Raw genomic sequence first — 15,864 nt, forward strand, 5'->3', positions numbered from 1 at the left:
GCCGGCCTGCGCCCCTCTACCGGAAACACTGCTTTCTATAAACCGCTCAGTCTTTCGCGGCGTACTCGCGGTCCAGCTTGTCATACAGCGGCTTGTTGACGAGCCGCTGACGTTCGCTAAACGGCGCGACGAGCGTGGCGTCCTCGTCGAGGCGGCCATTGCTCTTCAGCGTGCCGAGCGCGCGCTGCATGCCGAGCACCGCGCTTTGCAGCGCCGCATTCGCGTACAGCACGATGCCGTAGCCGAGCTTGGCGAGCGCCTCGCGCGATTGCACCGGCGTCTTGCCGCCAATCACGATATTGATCAGTTGCGGCTTGTCGAACAGACCCGGCAGACGCTCGATGTCGGCGAGCGATTCGGTCGCTTCGATAAACAGAATGTCGGCGCCGGCTTCGATGAAACGATGGCCGCGCTCGATTGCGTCCTCGATACCGTGGACCGCGGCCGCGTCCGTGCGCGCCATGATCTGCAGATTGCCGTCTTCGCGGGCATCCACGGCTGCGCGAATCTTGCCGACCATCTCGCTTGCGCTCACCACTTCCTTGCCGGCGAAGTGGCCGCATTTCTTCGGCATGATCTGGTCTTCGAACTGGATCACGTCGGCGCCGCTACGCTCGAGCACGCGCACCGTCTGGCGCACGTTCAGCGCGTTGCCGAAGCCGGTGTCGGCGTCGACGATCAGCGGCAGCGCGACCGCGTCGCGAATTCGCGCCGTGTGTTCGGCCACTTCGGCAAGGCCGATGAAACCGAGGTCGGGCAGGCCGAGCGACATATTGGTGACCCCCGCGCCCGTAATGTAGATCGCCTCGAAACCGGCGTCCTCGATCACGCGCGCGCTCATCGCGTTGAAGGCGCCAGGCACGAGCAGGCCCTGGCGTTGGTTGACTTTGGCGCGGAAGGCGGCGCGGCGGGTAGCGGAAGTGCTCATGACAGTGTGTCTCCAGAAGGAAAAGGCAGGGCGTAGTTGTGCAGGAAGCGTGCCATTTCGTCGTCTCGGCGATTTGGTTCGAACAATCAACAGGTTAGCTGGAAAGCCGAGGCGTGACGGTTGGTGGCACAATGGAGCCCGTGTTCCGTGGAACGTTTCATGGAACGTTTCAGAAAAGAACGGAGCGCTGCTGTGTCCACTTTCCCGTCGTCCCTCGCGAATGCCGATCCGGGCCGCCCAGGCGTTGCATTGGTGAGTATCAGCCGGTTGCAGTCGCTTTGCGAGACCGTCGCGCCGCGCTATGCCGGGCGCGCGAAATTCTTTTCGGTTCGGGAAGGCTACGGCGCCGCCGTCACCGCCTTGCAGGCTTACGTGGACGCGGGTTCGGTGGACGTCGTGCTGGCCGCCGGCTCGAACGGCGCGTACCTGCGCGATAACCTGAATGTGCCGGTGGTGATGGTCAAGGTGAACGGCTTCGACGTGCTGAGCGCGATCACCCGCGCCACGACCAGCTGGCCCAACGCGCAGATCGGCCTCGTCCTGCACGAAACGATCTCGCACGAACTGGCCGACCTGAGCGCGTGGTTGAAAGTCGGCCTGAAACAGCGCGCCTACCGTTCGATCGACGAAGTGCGGCTCGCGGTCGACAACCTCGCCGCCGAAGGCTGCAGCGTCATCATCGGACCCGGCATGGCCTGCGATTTAGCCCAGCAGGCCGGCCTCGCGAGCGTGTTCCTGTATTCGCTGGGCGCGGTCGAGGAAGCGTTCGAGCGCTCAGTGGAACTGGCGCGCGTGAGCCGTCAGAAGGAATCGAAACGCGTGCGCCTGAATACGATCGTCGCGCATCTGCGCGACGGCGTCGCCGCTTTCGACGACGCCGGCCAGGTCGAGGCCGTCAACCCGGCCATGCTCGATCTGCTCGGCATCGACCGCGAGCGGGACGTGTCCGCGCAAGTGGAGCGCGCCGTCGGGCCGCTGCTGCGCGAGACGCTCGACCATGACCTTCCCATCGAGGAGCGTATCGAGCAGATCGGCGCCCGCGCGCTGATCGTCAATTGCGTGCCGATCGTCGAACAGGGCGTGCGCTCCGGTTCCGTGGTGACGCTGCAGGACGCGCTGGTCGCGCAGCGGATCGACCGCTCGCTGCGCACCAGCCAGCGGCCGAAACATTTGGTGGCGCGGCATCAACTGGACGATCTGATCGGTGACTCGGCGGCGCTCGGCCGTGTGCGGCGGCTCGCGCGCGCAGGCGCGGCGCACGACGCGACCGTGCTCCTCAGCGGCGAAAGCGGAACCGGCAAGGAACTGGTCGCGCAGGGCATCCACAATGCGAGCCGGCGGCGCGGCAATCCGTTCGTCGCGTTCAATTGCGCGGCGCTGCCCGAAGGGCTGATCGAGAGCGAACTGTTCGGCCATGAGGAAGGCGCGTTTACCGGCGCGCGGCGCGGCGGCAAGCCGGGCCTGTTCGAAATCGCCCATACCGGGACGATTTTCCTCGACGAAATCGGCGAGATGCCGGCGGCGCTGCAAAGCCGTCTGCTGCGGGTTCTGCAGGAGCGCGAGGTGATGAAGCTCGGTTCGGGACGCGCCACGCCGGTCGACGTTCGAGTGATCGCCGCCACGCACCGTGACCTGCACGCGCTGGTCGAGCAGGGCGGATTTCGCGCGGATTTGTATTTTCGTCTGAATCTGCTTCAGATAGAATTGCCGCCGCTACGCGAACGTCGTGAAGACGTCCCGCAACTGGCGCAGCACTTGTTAAGCCGCAGCGCGCTCCAATATGGGTTGTCGGAGGCCGCGGTGGAGAGGGTGCTGGCGTTTCTTGCGCCCCTGTTCGCCCGCTACGCGTGGCCCGGCAATGTCCGGGAACTGGAAAATCTGTTGACGCGCGCCGCGATCTATCCTGGCGGCGCTGCCGGCGAAGCCGATGAGGATTGGCAGGCGGTGTTTCCGGAATTCGGACGCATGGAGCAGGCGACGGCCGGCAAAGCGAGCATAAGCGGCCCGAATGGCTCGAACGGCACCGCCGAAACCGCCCCGGCCCGCTCGAGCCCGACCCGCGAGGACGTTCTGGACGCTCTCGAAAAGGCTGGCGGCAACCGCGCAGCGGCAAGCCGGGCGTTAGGAATCGGCCGCACGACCCTCTGGCGGCTCATGAAAGACCAATCCACGGCGTGATAGCCCGCGAGAGCTGATAAATAGCGTAAGACTATCGCCATCATTAAAACAATCCGCTTTACCTATTAAGCGACGTCTGACATACTGACTCCACTTTCCAACCACTCAGAAAGAGGACTCAGCAAAATGCCGATCATCAATAGTCAAGTCAAACCGTTCAAGGCACAGGCTTATCACAACGGCGATTTCGTGACCGTTACTGAAGAAAGCCTGAAGGGCAAGTGGTCGGTTTTCGTTTTCTATCCGGCCGACTTCACGTTTGTTTGCCCGACCGAACTGGGTGACCTGGCCGATCGCTACGCCGAATTCCAGAAGCTCGGCGTGGAAATCTACAGCGTGTCGACCGATACGCACTTCACGCACAAGGCATGGCACGACACGTCGGACACGATCCAGAAGATCAAGTACCCGATGCTGGCTGACCCGACGCTCGCGATCTCGCGCGCATTCGACGTGCTGATCGAAGAAGAAGGCCTGGCACTGCGCGGCACGTTCGTGATCAACCCGGAAGGCGAGATCAAGCTGAGCGAAGTGCACGACAACGGCATTGGCCGTGACGCCGGCGAACTGCTGCGCAAGGTGCAAGCTGCGCAATACGTCGCGGCTCACCCGGGTGAAGTGTGCCCCGCCAAGTGGACGCCGGGCGCAGAAACGCTGACCCCGTCGCTCGACCTGATCGGCAAGATCTAAGGTCTCAGGACCAGTGTTACCGGGCGCCTCGCGGCGCCTCATCGTGCGGACCGCTTCTTACAGTGGTTCGCGCGTCCCCGGACCGCACCTGTCCTATCCGGATGCGTGCGGCGCCGGGAACCCAACACCCATCGTCACGGAATCGAATAGCCATGCTTGATGCCAATCTCAAGACTCAGTTGAAAACGTACCTCGAAAAGGTTAGCAGGCCTATCGAGATCGTCGCATCGGTCGACGACAGCGCAAAATCGCAAGAGCTGCTGGCATTGCTGAACGATATCGCGACGTTGTCGGAACGCGTCACCGTGATCGAGCGTCGTGGCGACACCGAGCGCAAGCCGTCGTTTTCGATCGGCGAGCCGGGCAAGGAAACGGGCATCCGTTTCGCCGGTATTCCCATGGGGCATGAATTCACGTCGCTCGTCCTCGCGCTGTTGCAGGTCGGCGGCCATCCGGTCAAACTCGAAGACGCCGTGATCGAACAGATCCGCAATCTCGACGGGGACTATCAATTCGAAACGTATTTTTCGCTGTCATGCCAGAACTGCCCGGAAGTCGTCCAGGCACTGAACGTGATGGCGCTGATCAACCCGCGCATCCGCCACGTGGCGATCGACGGCGCCCTGTTCCAGAACGAAGTCGAAGCGCGCCAGATCATGGCGGTACCGACCATGTTCATGAACGGCGAAGTGTTCGGCCAGGGGCGCAGCGGCGTGAAGGAAATTCTCGCGAAGCTCGACACCAACGCCGGTGCGCGTGCCGCGAAGGAACTGGAAAAGAAGCCGGTGTTCGACACGCTGATCGTCGGCGGCGGGCCCGCGGGCGCGGCTGCGGCCATCTACTCGGCGCGCAAGGGTATTGCGACGGGCGTGGTGGCGGAGCGCTTCGGCGGCCAGGTGCTGGATACGCTGGCTATTGAAAACTTCGTCTCCGTGACGGAAACCGAAGGGCCGAAGTTCGCCACGGCGCTCGAACAGCACGTGAAGAGTTACGAAGTCGACATCATGGACGTGCAGCGCGCTGAAGCGCTGATCCCCGGCCGCATCAACGAAGTGCGTCTCGCGAATGGCGCGGTGCTGAAGGCGAAGACGATCATTCTGGCAACCGGCGCGCGTTGGCGCGAAATCAACGTGCCGGGCGAGCGCGAGTACCGCAATCATGGCGTGGCGTACTGCCCGCACTGCGATGGTCCGCTGTTCAAGGGCAAGCGTGTTGCGGTGATCGGTGGCGGCAATTCGGGCGTCGAAGCGGCAATCGACCTCGCGGGTATCGTGCGTGAAGTGACGCTGTTCGAGTTCGGCGCCACGTTGCGTGCCGACGAAGTGCTGCAACGCAAGTTGCGCAGTCTCGCGAACGTGACCATTGTCACGCAGGCACAGACCACGGAAATCACCGGCGACGGCAAGAAGGTCAACGGTCTGGTCTATAAGGATCTGCGTTCGGGCGAAGTGAAGCAGGTCGAACTGGAAGGCGTGTTCGTACAGATCGGTCTCGTGCCGAATACCGAATGGCTCAAAGGCACGGTGGAGTTGTCGAAGCACGGCGAGATCGTTGTCGATGCACGCGGCGCAACCTCAGTGCCGGGCGTGTTCGCCGCGGGCGACGTGACCACGGTGCCGTTCAAGCAGATCGTGATCGCCGTGGGCGAGGGCGCAAAGGCATCGCTCTCGGCATTCGATTACCTGATCCGCAATAGCGAAGAAGTGGAAGTGGCTAGTGAGGTTGAGGCCGAAGTAGCAGCTTGAGGTGGTGGTAGGGAAAGTGGACGGCGGCCTTCGGGCCGCCGTTTTTGTTTGAGGTTGCCGTACAGGGCTGTTGCGCAAGAGTCTCGTTCCTCGGTGGAGTGCCGTGTTTTGCAACGGTTTTTTAGGAAAGGCCTTATCGAGTTTTCCATTGCTCTTGCTTGAATGAGACATTGTCGGTATCGACTAAGAAAGCGGCGAGTCCTATGTCATTTGGTAGAGTCAATCTGCATAACGAATGAATGAGTGAGACGTAGAATGTAACCGGTCCATGCCCGTCGTTCGTCTATGTCGAAGTTTGAAATACAAGTACTTGATTCAGCCGAACACGCTGTACACCGCTTTCAATCAATCGAATACGATGGCTCAACATGGGATTTGAGCCACCTGGATTCTTTCGCTTTCAAATGTGACCTTGGTGGCAATTGCGTGGTAACAGTGGTCGTGATGTTTTCCTGCCATTGTTTTTCGCACAGCTTCGCACGCGATGAAAGAGCGCGTGCGGAAATTCCAGACACCGAGATTTACGACGACGGGCGTGAGCAGCGAGTGCTCGATCCCGGCCGCTACAGGTTGTCAAAGCGTTTGCTGAGAAATCTCGTGATGACACTGTGCAGTCGTCCCATTGTTGTCGCTGATGAGCGGCAACCGAATTTTGTGACCATGCAACAGATAAACGACGATGGAACGTCGTCGTTATACGCAGTGTTTTTCGACGTGGAAAAGAATAAGGCGAGACGGCAACGTCTTGTCTTAAGGATTCAATCCGCCTATCTTCTCGAGCGAAATCTGACCAAACGCCAGCGGCAGGCCAAGAGGGTGGCCTTGACGACTTTATTGCGGGCGACCTATGAAGGTCGGAAGATTCGTGCGTAGACGCGAGAAAGCGAGCCTAAAAAACCAACGGCCGCCTTTCGGCAGCCGTTGTATGCGGGGTTCTCTATCTGCCTCTCGGCGAATTTTCCACTCCAGGTGGAACCCGGTTGCCCGGGCGGCGCTACGTTTTTCGCACCCGCTCGTACGTAGTTTTGAAAGCTGATTATATGGATTCGCCCAGCAAGGGTCAAGCCGCCTTGCGCGAGGCGAGCCGCTTCCCAAACACCCGTTTCATTCCCCCGCTCGATCCACACTCCACACGCCTCTTCAGCGCCCCCTATGTTTGGAGACTCCCACCTGGCGCAATTCCTTGGCTATCCCGCTCGCCAAGCCATATAAATCTGGGAGTCGGGAAAAGTCCCGCCGACCCGTGCGTGCGCCTTGCCGCCACGCGTGGACACCGGGCGACATAAAACAAGGAGGGAGACAATGGCAACATCGCAAGCGGCGCCCGCGCGGTGGGTCGACGGCAAGCGCTATTGGTGGCTGCTCGGCGCGCTCACCATCACCTTGCCGCTGCACGCCGCAAGTCTGGCGCTGAACACCGGTTGGCACATCTTCTGGTGGTTCGGGCCGATTTTCGTGTTCGGCATCATTCCGGTACTCGACTATCTGATCGGCGACGATCCCAGTAATCCGCCCGAGGAGATTGTCCCCACACTCGAAAAAGAGCGCTATTACCGCCGCGTCGTTTATCTCGCCACGTTCATCGAGTACATGTCGTTTTTCGGCGCGCTATGGATCGTGGGTACACATGCGCTGAAATGGTACGACTACCTGGGCTTCGCGCTCTCGCTCGGCGCGGCGACCGGCGTGTCGATCAACACGGCGCACGAACTCGGCCACAAGACGGATCGCTTCGAGCGATGGCTCGCCAAAATCACGCTGGCGCCGGTCGCTTATGGACACTTTTTCGTCGAACACAATCGTGGGCATCATGTGCGGGTGGCCACGCCGCCCGATCCCGCCAGCGCGCGCTACGGCGAATCGTTCTGGGCCTTTCTGCCACGCACGGTGTCGGGCAGCATCGCGTCCGCGTGGCGGCTCGAAAAACAGCGCCTCGCGCGTCTTGGCAAGTCGCCGTGGACGTGGCGCAACGAGGTCCTGCATTCATGGGCCATGACCGTGGTGCTGTGGGGGGCGATGATCGCGCTATTCGGCAAAACGGTGCTTCCGTTCCTGCTGATTCAGGCGGTGTATGGTGCGTCGCTGCTCGAAGTGGTCAATTATCTGGAGCACTACGGACTTGGCCGCAAGCAGCTTGCGAGCGGCCGTTACGAGCGTTGCCAGTCACAGCACTCGTGGAACAGCAATCGCATCGTGACCAATCTGTTTCTGTATCAATTGCAACGTCACGCCGATCATCATGCGAATCCGACGCGGTCGTTTCAGGCGCTGCGTCATTTCGACGGGGCGCCGCAATTGCCTTCCGGCTACGCCACGATGATCATGCTCGCCTACGTGCCCCCACTCTGGTTTCGCGTCATGAATCCACGCGTGGTCGCGCACTATCGAGGCGACATGGCGCAGTCGAATATCCGCCCGGCCATTCGCGAGCGCGTCCTCGCGCAGTTTGCGGGCTAGCGCTGACGGGTTGATACAAACAAAAAGCCGCTCGGGGTCAACCGCGCGGCTTTTTTGTCAGTGTGCTGTGCAGCGGCGTGCGGATTCAACGCCGGTCGATCGAATACTTCCCTGCGCCTGTCACGCACAACAACAGCAGTCCGCCGATAATGCTGATGTTCTTGTAGAAGTGAATCATATTGTCGTACTGCACCTCACCAGTCATATTCCAGTAATGGTGGCCGATGATCGCGGTGCCGAGCGTATACACCGCCAGCAACAGGGCAAGCGGCCTGGTGAAGAAACCGACCAGCAGCGCAATGCCCACCACCAACTCCATCACCACGGCGATCACCGCCGACAACTCGGGCACCGGTGCGCCGCTCGAAGTCATATAAGCCACGGTGCCGGCAAAGCCGGTCAGCTTCGACCAGCCGAACATGATGAACAGCACCATCAACAGAATGCGGGCGACGAGAATGACCGCGTCTTTCTGATTTTCCAATAGCGTATAGCGCATGATTTTCTCTCACAGGATAGGAAGAGTGGGGCCCGCCAGTGTTTTCCGGCGAGTCCCGCCCAGATTCTGGACCCTCGGGCCTTCAGGCCTTCAGGCCGCGAGGCCAGTCAAGTCACGCAAGCCGCTTAGGCCCACAACTCCGACATTTCGATGTCGCGCAGGTCGAACACCAACACTTCCGCGTCATGCCCTTGCGTGAAGGTTAGCGCTTCTTCGCCGCGCACACGCGCACCGTCGCCTGCCTTGAACTCGACGCCGTTCACGCTCACGCTGCCGCGCGCCACGTGAACATACGCATAACGATTGCTGGCCAGTTCGAGCCGTGCAGTTTCTTCGCCGTCGAAGAGACCGGCATAGACCCGGGCGTCCTGTTGCAGCACCAGCGAGTCGTTCGCGCCATCCGGCGAGAGCACGAGGCGCAAGACACCGCGCTTCTGGTCGGCACCGAAGTGGCGCTGCTGATAACGCGGCGCCGTACCCTTTTGCCCCGGCGCGATCCAGATTTGCAGGAAGTGCACCGGCTCGCTCTTCGAATGGTTGTACTCGCTGTGCGCGACGCCGGTTCCTGCGCTCATCAACTGGATGTCGCCAGGCACGATCACCGAGCCGGTGCCCATCGTGTCCTTGTGCTCCAAGGCGCCTTCCAGCACATACGAGAAGATTTCCATGTCGCGGTGCGGATGCTTGCCGAAACCTTGTGCCGGCGCGACGCGGTCGTCGTTGATGACGAGCAGGTCGGAGAAGCCATTCTGCTTCGGATCATGATAGTTCGCGAAGGAAAATGTGTGACGCGAACTGAGCCAGCCGTGCTCCGCGCGGCCGCGTTGACTGGCGTGTCTGATTTCAAGCATCTTTTTTCTCCTGAGTTGTGCGATCCGGCCAGATGTTTGTCCGCGATCCATGAACGACAGTGTAGGTCAATCCGGATGGCTATAATCGAGCTTAAAACGGAAACACTGTCACTATGGAGTGGACAATTCAATGCAGCTCGACGACATGCGGATTTTCGTCGCCACGGTCGACGCCCATAGCTTCACGGCGGCCGCGAACCGGCTGTCGCTGTCAAAGCAGTTCGTCAGCCGGCGGGTAATGGGGTTGGAAGAGACGCTGGGCGTGCAGTTGCTGATCCGCAATACGCGCAAGCTGGCGGTGACCGATCTGGGACAGGAGTTTTACGAACGCGCCAAACGCATTCTCGGCGAGGTCGAAGACGCGGAGCAGGCCATGTCGCTGCGGCGCGCCGGGCCGCGCGGGCTGTTACGCGTGAGCGCGCCGATGTCGTTCGGCATGGCGCATCTGTCGCCGCTCGTCGCGACCTTCCTGCGGGAACACGGCGACGTGCACATCGAGATGGACTTGAGCGACCGTACCGTCGACGTCGTGGGCGAGGGCTTCGACATGGCGATCCGGATCGGCACCTTGCCCGATTCCACGCTGATCGCGCAGAAGCTCGTGGACATCAGGGTGGTGGCGTGCTGCAGTCCCGGCTACGTGCGGCGCCGGGGTGCGCCTGTGGTGCCAGGCGATCTGACGCGTCATTCGTGCCTCTTGTATGGCCACGGCGGGGCGGTGAGTTGGGAGTTCGTCGTCGATGGCGTGACGAAGGGCGTCGAAGTGCACGGTCCGTTGCGCGCCAACAATGGCGAGCTGGTGCGCGATGCGGCCGTTGCGGGTTTGGGGATTGTTCGGCTTCCTGACTTTATCGTCGCAGACGCGCTAAGGAGCGGTCAGCTCGTGCCGGTGCTCGAAGATTTTCTGCCCACCGCGACGAGCGTCTACGCCGTTTATCCGCAGCACAGACAAAGCTCCCTCACGATCCGGGCGTTCGCGGAATTCTTGAGGGAGCATTTGAAGGCGCGTTTGATGGCGTAAAGCCGTGTGTGCCGCGCGAGGATTCCATGCGGGCGGCAATCCGGTTCAGCCGTACGATTGACGCGGCGACCCGCTTGACGGGAGCCTGCCGCAGCGTGTCATTGCCGCCGCCCGTCCCGGCGTTTAACCGTCGCGGAAAATAAAGCTATAGCCGTTCAACGCCGGCACGCCGCCCAGGTGCGCGTACAGCACGCGCGACCCTTCCGGAAATTCGCCGTTACGCACCATCTCGATCATGCCATGCATCGATTTGCCTTCGTAGACGGGATCGGTCAGCATGCCTTCCGTGCGTGCACACAGGCGGATCGCTTCCAGCGTGCCTTCATTCGGCAGCCCGTATTCCGGACCCGCGAAGCGCTCGTCGAGCACCACGTCCGCGCTCGTGATATCGCGCTCCAAACCGACTTTTTCCGCGGTCCGTCTGGCGATTCTTGTGATCTGCTCGCGCGTTTGCGCGGGCTTTGCCGAAGCGTCGATGCCGATCACACGAGCGGCGCGCTCGTCAGCGGCGAAGCCCACGACCATGCCGGCCTGCGTGCTGCCGGTCACGGAGCACACTACGATGTAGTCGAACTTGAAGCCCAATTCGGCTTCCTGCTCGCGCACCTCCTCCGCGAAGCCGACGAAGCCGAGGCCACCGAGCGGATGGTCCGAACAGCCGGCCGGAATCGCATACGGTTTGCCGCCGGCGGCCCGCACGCTTTCCAGCGCGTCTTCCCAGCTCTTGCGAAAACCGATGTCGAAGCCATCGGGCACGAGCCGCACGTCGGCGCCGAGAATGCGCGACATCTGGATGTTGCCGACCCGGTCGTAGACCGCGTCCGAATAGTTGACCCAGTTCTCCTGGACCAGCACGCACTTCATGCCCAGGTGCGCCGCCACGGCCGCGACCTGGCGCGTCTGGTTCGACTGAATTCCGCCGATCGACACGAGCGTGTCGCAACCCTGAGCAAGCGCTTCAGGGATCAGATATTCGAGCTTGCGCGTCTTGTTGCCACCAAATGCGAGGCCGCTGTTGCAGTCTTCACGTTTCGCATACAGATGCACTTTGCCGCCGAGGTGCTTGCTCAGACGCGCCAGCGGTTGGATCGGCGTCGGCCCGAAAGTGAGCGGGTAACGAGGGAAACGTTGCAGGTTCATGGCCTCTCCTTGGCGGGTAAGTTTGACGCGAACAGCATCTCGTCGCGTTGGAGAAATGGTAGGTAAAACCGTTGGAAATGTGCTTGCAAAAAAATTGCCGGCGGCATACTTTTAGGACAAGATTAACTTAAATTGATTAACAAAGATGGTATCCAATGGCATATGAGCGCAACAAAATTTCGTAAGACCCGCGACGGTGCCATTGCCGCTGCCGCCGTTCAACCCGATCCGCTGCAATCGCTCGACCGCATCGATCGCGCGATCGTGCGGCAACTGCAGATCGACGCGTCGATTTCAAACGTGGCGCTGGCGGCCAAGGTCAAGCTGAGCGCACCGGCGTGCTTGCGGCGTGTCGAGCGACTCAAGGAATCCGGATTGATCCGCGCGATCGTCGCGCTGATCGACCCGAAGGCGGCGGGGGCGGGAATGCTGGTGATCATCGGCGTGGTGCTGGATCGCTCCACGCCGGATTCGTTTGCCGAGTTCGAGAAGGCGGCGCAGAAAGTGACCGGATGCATGGAGTGCCACGTCGTGACCGGCGAGTTCGACTATTTCATGACTATCCGCACGCGCGACAGCGACAGCTTCAACCGCCTGCACGCGGAGCAGTTGCTCTATCTGCCGGGAGTCCGGCAAATCCGCTCGTTCATGGTGCTCAAGGAAATTCTCTCGACCACGAAATTTCCGTTGTGATCGTGCTTCGATCCCCCGGCGCGCGCGCCTGCCCGCGCGCATCCGATCTTCGTCATCCCTGATCCGAACCCGCCTTCTACGGGCTGGGCCCGCATTTTGCAATGGTGCGTCCATCGGCAAATCTTTCGGACCGGTCTGCTTAGACAAATGCCTGACTGACGGTGTGTCGGCCGTGTGCGAGTCGTGTGTTTTGCCGGGTAGCGGGTGACGTTCGCTGAAAAAGTTACATGCCGTACGTAGTTAGGCGGCGGCCGCGCTCGGCTTTTTTATCCATTGCGGACCGTGGGCGAAAACATAACCATCCTCGCGAGTCGCGAGATCGGAGAACTCTGGTGTTCAAGAACCATAAGAAGCGGGGCGGCAGGCTCCGCAATAAACAGGCAGGCATTGCGGCAACGTCACTCGTCGCCGCGACCATTGGCGGTGTCGCCGCGCTACCGGGTTCGGTTTCGGCACAGACACCTTCGCCGCTCGGCGAATGGCAATATTCGGTCGGCATTCCGCTACAGAAGATGTGGCAGCCGAATATTCCGGACTGGCAGGTGCGCCTCGGCATGGCAACGTCGTTCCAGCCGCGCTACGAGGGCTCCGACCGGTATCACCTGATGGCCGGTCCAAGTGTCGACGTGCGCTACAAGGATCTGTTCTTCTTATCGAGCGGCGAGGGTTTCGGCGTGAATTTCGCGCAGGGACCGAACTGGCGCGCCAGTCTTGCGGCCGTCTACGATCTCGGACGGCGCGGCCATGACGACCCGCAGGAACTGAACGGCCTCGGTAACATCAATCCCGCCCCAGGTATCAAACTGGCCGGCGAATATGTGGTTTCGAAGGATTTCCCGCTGGTGCTGCGTGCCGACGTCAGACGCTATTTCGGCGGCTCGAATGGCTGGACCGGAGATTTCGGCGCTTATATGCCGATGCCGGGCAGCACCAAGCAGTTCTTCTGGTTCGCGGGTCCAAATGTGACCCTCGCGGACTCGACCTACATGAATAGCTGGTTCGGCGTGAATCAGAGTCAGGCGGCGCATTCGCAGTTTTCGCAATATCACGCGAGCGCGGGTTTCAAATCGGTGGGCTTCGGCGTTAGCGCGGTGTGGCTGTTCGACAAGCACTGGTTCGCCACTGCGGACGGCGCATTCGAACAACTGGTGGGCAGTGCGGGCAATAGTCCGGTGACGCATCGCAAAGCCAACGGCGTAGCCGATATTTCCATCAACTACCGCTTCTGATAATGGGCGTTCAGGGCTGAGCTGCGGCGCCCAAATGCGGCGCGCTGCAGCGCTAACTATTGGCAATCGGCAAACGCCACGGTATAGGCAATTGCCACGGCATAGGTAATCGCCACCGCATAGGTAATCGCCACCGCATAGGCAAACGCCACGACATCAGCAATCTCTACAGCAACCGGCATTAACAATAATCGCGCCGCTCGCGGGCCTACCCGCGGGTACACCGCTTGCTGCCTCACTCCAATGCGTCAGACCGGATTCCCCCCGCCGGCACGCCCCGAACGCAAGGAGCAGATTCTCATGGCAGGAAAAACGAACGCACAGAAGCCCGCAGCGAAGAGCGCGCAGGCGAATGGTCCGCAATCGGATGCGAAATCGAAGGATCTCGAACAGTTTCGAGTCAGTCCGGAAGGCGAAGCGCTGAGAACCAATCAGGGCGTCAAAATCTCCGACAACCAGAACACCCTGCGCGCGGGACCGCGCGGCCCTTCGCTGCTGGAAGATTTCATCATGCGTGAGAAGATCACGCACTTCGACCATGAGCGTATTCCCGAGCGTATCGTGCACGCGCGCGGCTCGGCGGCGCACGGTGTATTTGAGGTCTATGAGTCGATGCGGGAATACACCAAGGCCGCGTTCCTGCAGGACCCTGCTGCACAAACGCCGGTTTATGTGCGTTTTTCCACGGTACAGGGCCCGCGCGGCTCCGCCGATACGGTGCGCGACGTGCGCGGCTTCGCCGTGAAGTTCTACACGCAGGAAGGCAATTACGATCTGGTCGGCAACAACATGCCGGTGTTCTTCATTCAGGACGCCATCAAGTTTCCCGACTTCGTGCATGCGGTGAAACCGGAAGCGCCGAACGAAATGCCCACTGGCGGTTCCGCACACGACACCTTCTGGGACTTCGTCTCGCTGGTGCCCGAATCCGCGCATATGGTGCTGTGGACCATGTCGGACCGCGCAATCCCGCGCAGCCTGCGCACCATGGAAGGCTTCGGGATTCACACGTTCCGTTTCGTGAATGCGCAAGGCAAGGGCCGCTTCGTCAAATTTCACTGGCGTCCGGTGCTGGGCTCGTACTCGCTGCTGTGGGACGAAGCGCAGAAGCTGGCGGGCAAGGACCCGGATTTCCATCGGCGTGATCTGTGGGAGTCGATCGAACGAGGCGACTACCCGGAGTTCGAACTCGGCGTGCAGATTATCGAAGAAGCGGACGAACACAAGTTCGATTTCGACCTGCTCGATCCGACCAAGCTGATTCCCGAAGAACTGGTGCCGGTCAAGATCATCGGCAAGATGACGCTCAACCGCAATCCCGACAACTTCTTTGCCGAGACCGAACAGGTCGCGTTTCATCCGGGCCATGTCGTACCGGGTATCGACTTTTCGAACGATCCGCTTTTGCAAGGGCGTTTGTTCTCGTACACGGATACGCAGATCAGCCGTCTGGGTGGCCCGAACTTCCATGAGATTCCGATCAACCGGCCTGTGTGCCCGTTCAACAACAATCAGCGTGACGCCATGCACCGCCAGACGATCAATGTCGGACAGGCCTCGTATGAGCCGAATTCGCTGAGCGGCGGTTGGCCGAAGGAAACCGATCCGGCGCCGTCGGACGGCGGCTTCGAAAGTTATCAGGAGCGCGTGGAAGGCACCAAGATTCGCGTGCGCAGCGAATCGTTCGCCGATCATTTTTCGCAAGCTGCGCTGTTCTACAACAGCATGTCCCAGCCGGAGAAAGACCATATCGCCGCGGCTTATCAATTCGAACTCGGCAAGGTGACGAAACCCGAGATTCGCGCGCGCGTGGTCAACGAAATTCTCGCCAACTTCGACGCGGGACTCGCAGCGCAGGTGGCCGCCGGGTTGGGTTTGCCGGCGCCGAAAAAGGGCACGGCGAAGCTGTCCGGTCCCAAGGACTCACCGGCGCTGAGCCTGCTCAACCGGGTGAAGCCGGGCATCAAGACCCGCAAGATTGCGTTGCTGGCCGCGCCCGGCTCCGACGGCGCCGCCATCAGGAAGCTTCAGCAGGCGCTGCAAGGCGAGGGCGCGGCGCCCATGTTGATCGCGCCCACGCTTGCCGCGATCGACGGCATGGCCCCGGACGCCACGATTGCCGGATTGCCGTCGATCATGTTCGACGCGGTCATCGTGGTGGGTGGCGACCAGGGTGCGAAGACGCTCGCGCAATCGGGCGATGCGCGGCATTTCGTGCTCGAAGCGTTCAAGCATCTGAAGGCGATTGCGGCGATCGGCGCGGGGTGCGATGTGCTCGCCGCCGCGCACCTGCCGGACAATGCCGACGGCGTCGCTACCGGCGATGACAAACAGGCCGCCGACGTGCTGAAGGCCTTCATCGAGGCGGCTGGCCAGCATCGTGTGTGGTCGCGTGCGCAGCAGGCTGAAACCGTGCCGGCGTAAGCGTCTCGC

14 protein-coding genes are annotated in these 15,864 nt (G+C 61.2%); 9 read left to right on the plus strand and 5 right to left on the minus strand.

Going from position 1 to position 15,864, the window contains the following annotated elements:
• Positions 1–46: 46 nt before the first annotated feature.
• Positions 47–928, minus strand: coding sequence for an isocitrate lyase/PEP mutase family protein (locus tag P0D70_RS23635; RefSeq protein WP_408186234.1), 882 nt, complete (start codon positions 926–928; stop codon positions 47–49).
• 192 nt (positions 929–1,120) lie between these two features.
• On the opposite strand from P0D70_RS23635, the gene prpR reads away from it, so the two are divergent.
• From prpR to P0D70_RS23660, 5 genes are all read left to right on the plus strand, one after another.
• Positions 1,121–3,106 (plus strand): propionate catabolism operon regulatory protein PrpR, encoded by a 1,986-nt coding sequence (gene prpR, locus P0D70_RS23640; RefSeq protein WP_408186235.1) that lies wholly within the window; start codon positions 1,121–1,123, stop codon positions 3,104–3,106.
• Positions 3,107–3,232: 126 nt separating this feature from the next.
• On the plus strand, positions 3,233–3,796 hold the full coding sequence (gene ahpC, locus P0D70_RS23645; RefSeq protein WP_408186236.1) for an alkyl hydroperoxide reductase subunit C: 564 nt from the start codon (positions 3,233–3,235) through the stop codon (positions 3,794–3,796).
• 152 nt (positions 3,797–3,948) lie between these two features.
• Positions 3,949–5,541: an alkyl hydroperoxide reductase subunit F gene (gene ahpF, locus P0D70_RS23650; RefSeq protein ID WP_408186237.1), complete on the plus strand. Its 1,593-nt coding sequence runs from the start codon at positions 3,949–3,951 to the stop codon at positions 5,539–5,541.
• A 285-nt stretch (positions 5,542–5,826) separates the two neighbouring features.
• Positions 5,827–6,414: a YjaZ family protein gene (locus P0D70_RS23655; RefSeq protein ID WP_408186238.1), complete on the plus strand. Its 588-nt coding sequence runs from the start codon at positions 5,827–5,829 to the stop codon at positions 6,412–6,414.
• 429 nt (positions 6,415–6,843) lie between these two features.
• Positions 6,844–7,998, plus strand: coding sequence for an alkane 1-monooxygenase (locus P0D70_RS23660; RefSeq protein ID WP_408186239.1), 1,155 nt, complete (start codon positions 6,844–6,846; stop codon positions 7,996–7,998).
• 85 nt (positions 7,999–8,083) lie between these two features.
• Here the strand turns inward: P0D70_RS23660 and P0D70_RS23665 are convergent, their stop codons facing one another.
• Complete coding sequence (locus P0D70_RS23665; RefSeq protein ID WP_408186240.1) at positions 8,084–8,497, minus strand: DoxX family protein; 414 nt, start codon at positions 8,495–8,497, stop codon at positions 8,084–8,086.
• Between the two features lie 125 nt (positions 8,498–8,622).
• On the minus strand, positions 8,623–9,348 hold the full coding sequence (locus P0D70_RS23670; protein ID WP_408186241.1) for a pirin family protein: 726 nt from the start codon (positions 9,346–9,348) through the stop codon (positions 8,623–8,625).
• A 130-nt stretch (positions 9,349–9,478) separates the two neighbouring features.
• Between P0D70_RS23670 and P0D70_RS23675 the strand changes: the two genes are divergently transcribed.
• Positions 9,479–10,369, plus strand: a complete 891-nt coding sequence (locus P0D70_RS23675; protein ID WP_408186242.1) for a LysR family transcriptional regulator — start codon at positions 9,479–9,481, stop codon at positions 10,367–10,369.
• Positions 10,370–10,492: 123 nt separating this feature from the next.
• Here P0D70_RS23675 and P0D70_RS23680 read toward each other — a convergent pair whose 3' ends face one another.
• Entirely contained in the window at positions 10,493–11,509 is a 1,017-nt protein-coding gene (locus P0D70_RS23680; RefSeq protein ID WP_408186243.1) for a 1-aminocyclopropane-1-carboxylate deaminase, read from the minus strand.
• Positions 11,510–11,671: 162 nt separating this feature from the next.
• Between P0D70_RS23680 and P0D70_RS23685 the strand changes: the two genes are divergently transcribed.
• Positions 11,672–12,202 carry an Lrp/AsnC family transcriptional regulator gene (locus P0D70_RS23685; RefSeq protein ID WP_408186244.1) on the plus strand — a complete coding sequence of 177 codons (531 nt, stop codon included), beginning with the start codon at positions 11,672–11,674 and terminating at the stop codon, positions 12,200–12,202.
• A 332-nt stretch (positions 12,203–12,534) separates the two neighbouring features.
• Positions 12,535–13,431 carry a MipA/OmpV family protein gene (locus tag P0D70_RS23690; protein WP_408186245.1) on the plus strand — a complete coding sequence of 299 codons (897 nt, stop codon included), beginning with the start codon at positions 12,535–12,537 and terminating at the stop codon, positions 13,429–13,431.
• A 56-nt stretch (positions 13,432–13,487) separates the two neighbouring features.
• Here the strand turns inward: P0D70_RS23690 and P0D70_RS23695 are convergent, their stop codons facing one another.
• A complete protein-coding gene (locus tag P0D70_RS23695) occupies positions 13,488–13,613 on the minus strand; it encodes a hypothetical protein (RefSeq protein ID WP_408186246.1) in 126 nt (41 codons plus the stop codon).
• Between the two features lie 118 nt (positions 13,614–13,731).
• Here P0D70_RS23695 and katE point away from each other — a divergent pair, with 118 nt between their 5' ends.
• Complete coding sequence (katE, locus tag P0D70_RS23700) at positions 13,732–15,855, plus strand: catalase HPII (protein WP_408186247.1); 2,124 nt, start codon at positions 13,732–13,734, stop codon at positions 15,853–15,855.
• The last annotated feature ends 9 nt before the right edge of the window (positions 15,856–15,864 follow it).

Source organism: Paraburkholderia sp. RL17-381-BIF-C, assembly GCF_046026435.1.
GTDB lineage: Bacteria > Pseudomonadota > Gammaproteobacteria > Burkholderiales > Burkholderiaceae > Paraburkholderia.

Coding starts and splice junctions, on each gene's coding strand:
- katE (WP_408186247.1), top strand. CDS start 13,732: ATGGCAGGAAAAACGAACGCACAGAAGCCCGCAGCGAAGAGCGCGCAG.
- ahpF (WP_408186237.1), top strand. CDS start 3,949: ATGCTTGATGCCAATCTCAAGACTCAGTTGAAAACGTACCTCGAAAAG.
- P0D70_RS23635 (WP_408186234.1), bottom strand. CDS start 928: ATGAGCACTTCCGCTACCCGCCGCGCCGCCTTCCGCGCCAAAGTCAAC.
- P0D70_RS23675 (WP_408186242.1), top strand. CDS start 9,479: ATGCAGCTCGACGACATGCGGATTTTCGTCGCCACGGTCGACGCCCAT.
- P0D70_RS23680 (WP_408186243.1), bottom strand. CDS start 11,509: ATGAACCTGCAACGTTTCCCTCGTTACCCGCTCACTTTCGGGCCGACG.
- P0D70_RS23655 (WP_408186238.1), top strand. CDS start 5,827: ATGTCGAAGTTTGAAATACAAGTACTTGATTCAGCCGAACACGCTGTA.
- ahpC (WP_408186236.1), top strand. CDS start 3,233: ATGCCGATCATCAATAGTCAAGTCAAACCGTTCAAGGCACAGGCTTAT.
- P0D70_RS23695 (WP_408186246.1), bottom strand. CDS start 13,613: ATGCCGGTTGCTGTAGAGATTGCTGATGTCGTGGCGTTTGCCTATGCG.
- P0D70_RS23670 (WP_408186241.1), bottom strand. CDS start 9,348: ATGCTTGAAATCAGACACGCCAGTCAACGCGGCCGCGCGGAGCACGGC.
- P0D70_RS23660 (WP_408186239.1), top strand. CDS start 6,844: ATGGCAACATCGCAAGCGGCGCCCGCGCGGTGGGTCGACGGCAAGCGC.
- P0D70_RS23685 (WP_408186244.1), top strand. CDS start 11,672: ATGAGCGCAACAAAATTTCGTAAGACCCGCGACGGTGCCATTGCCGCT.
- P0D70_RS23665 (WP_408186240.1), bottom strand. CDS start 8,497: ATGCGCTATACGCTATTGGAAAATCAGAAAGACGCGGTCATTCTCGTC.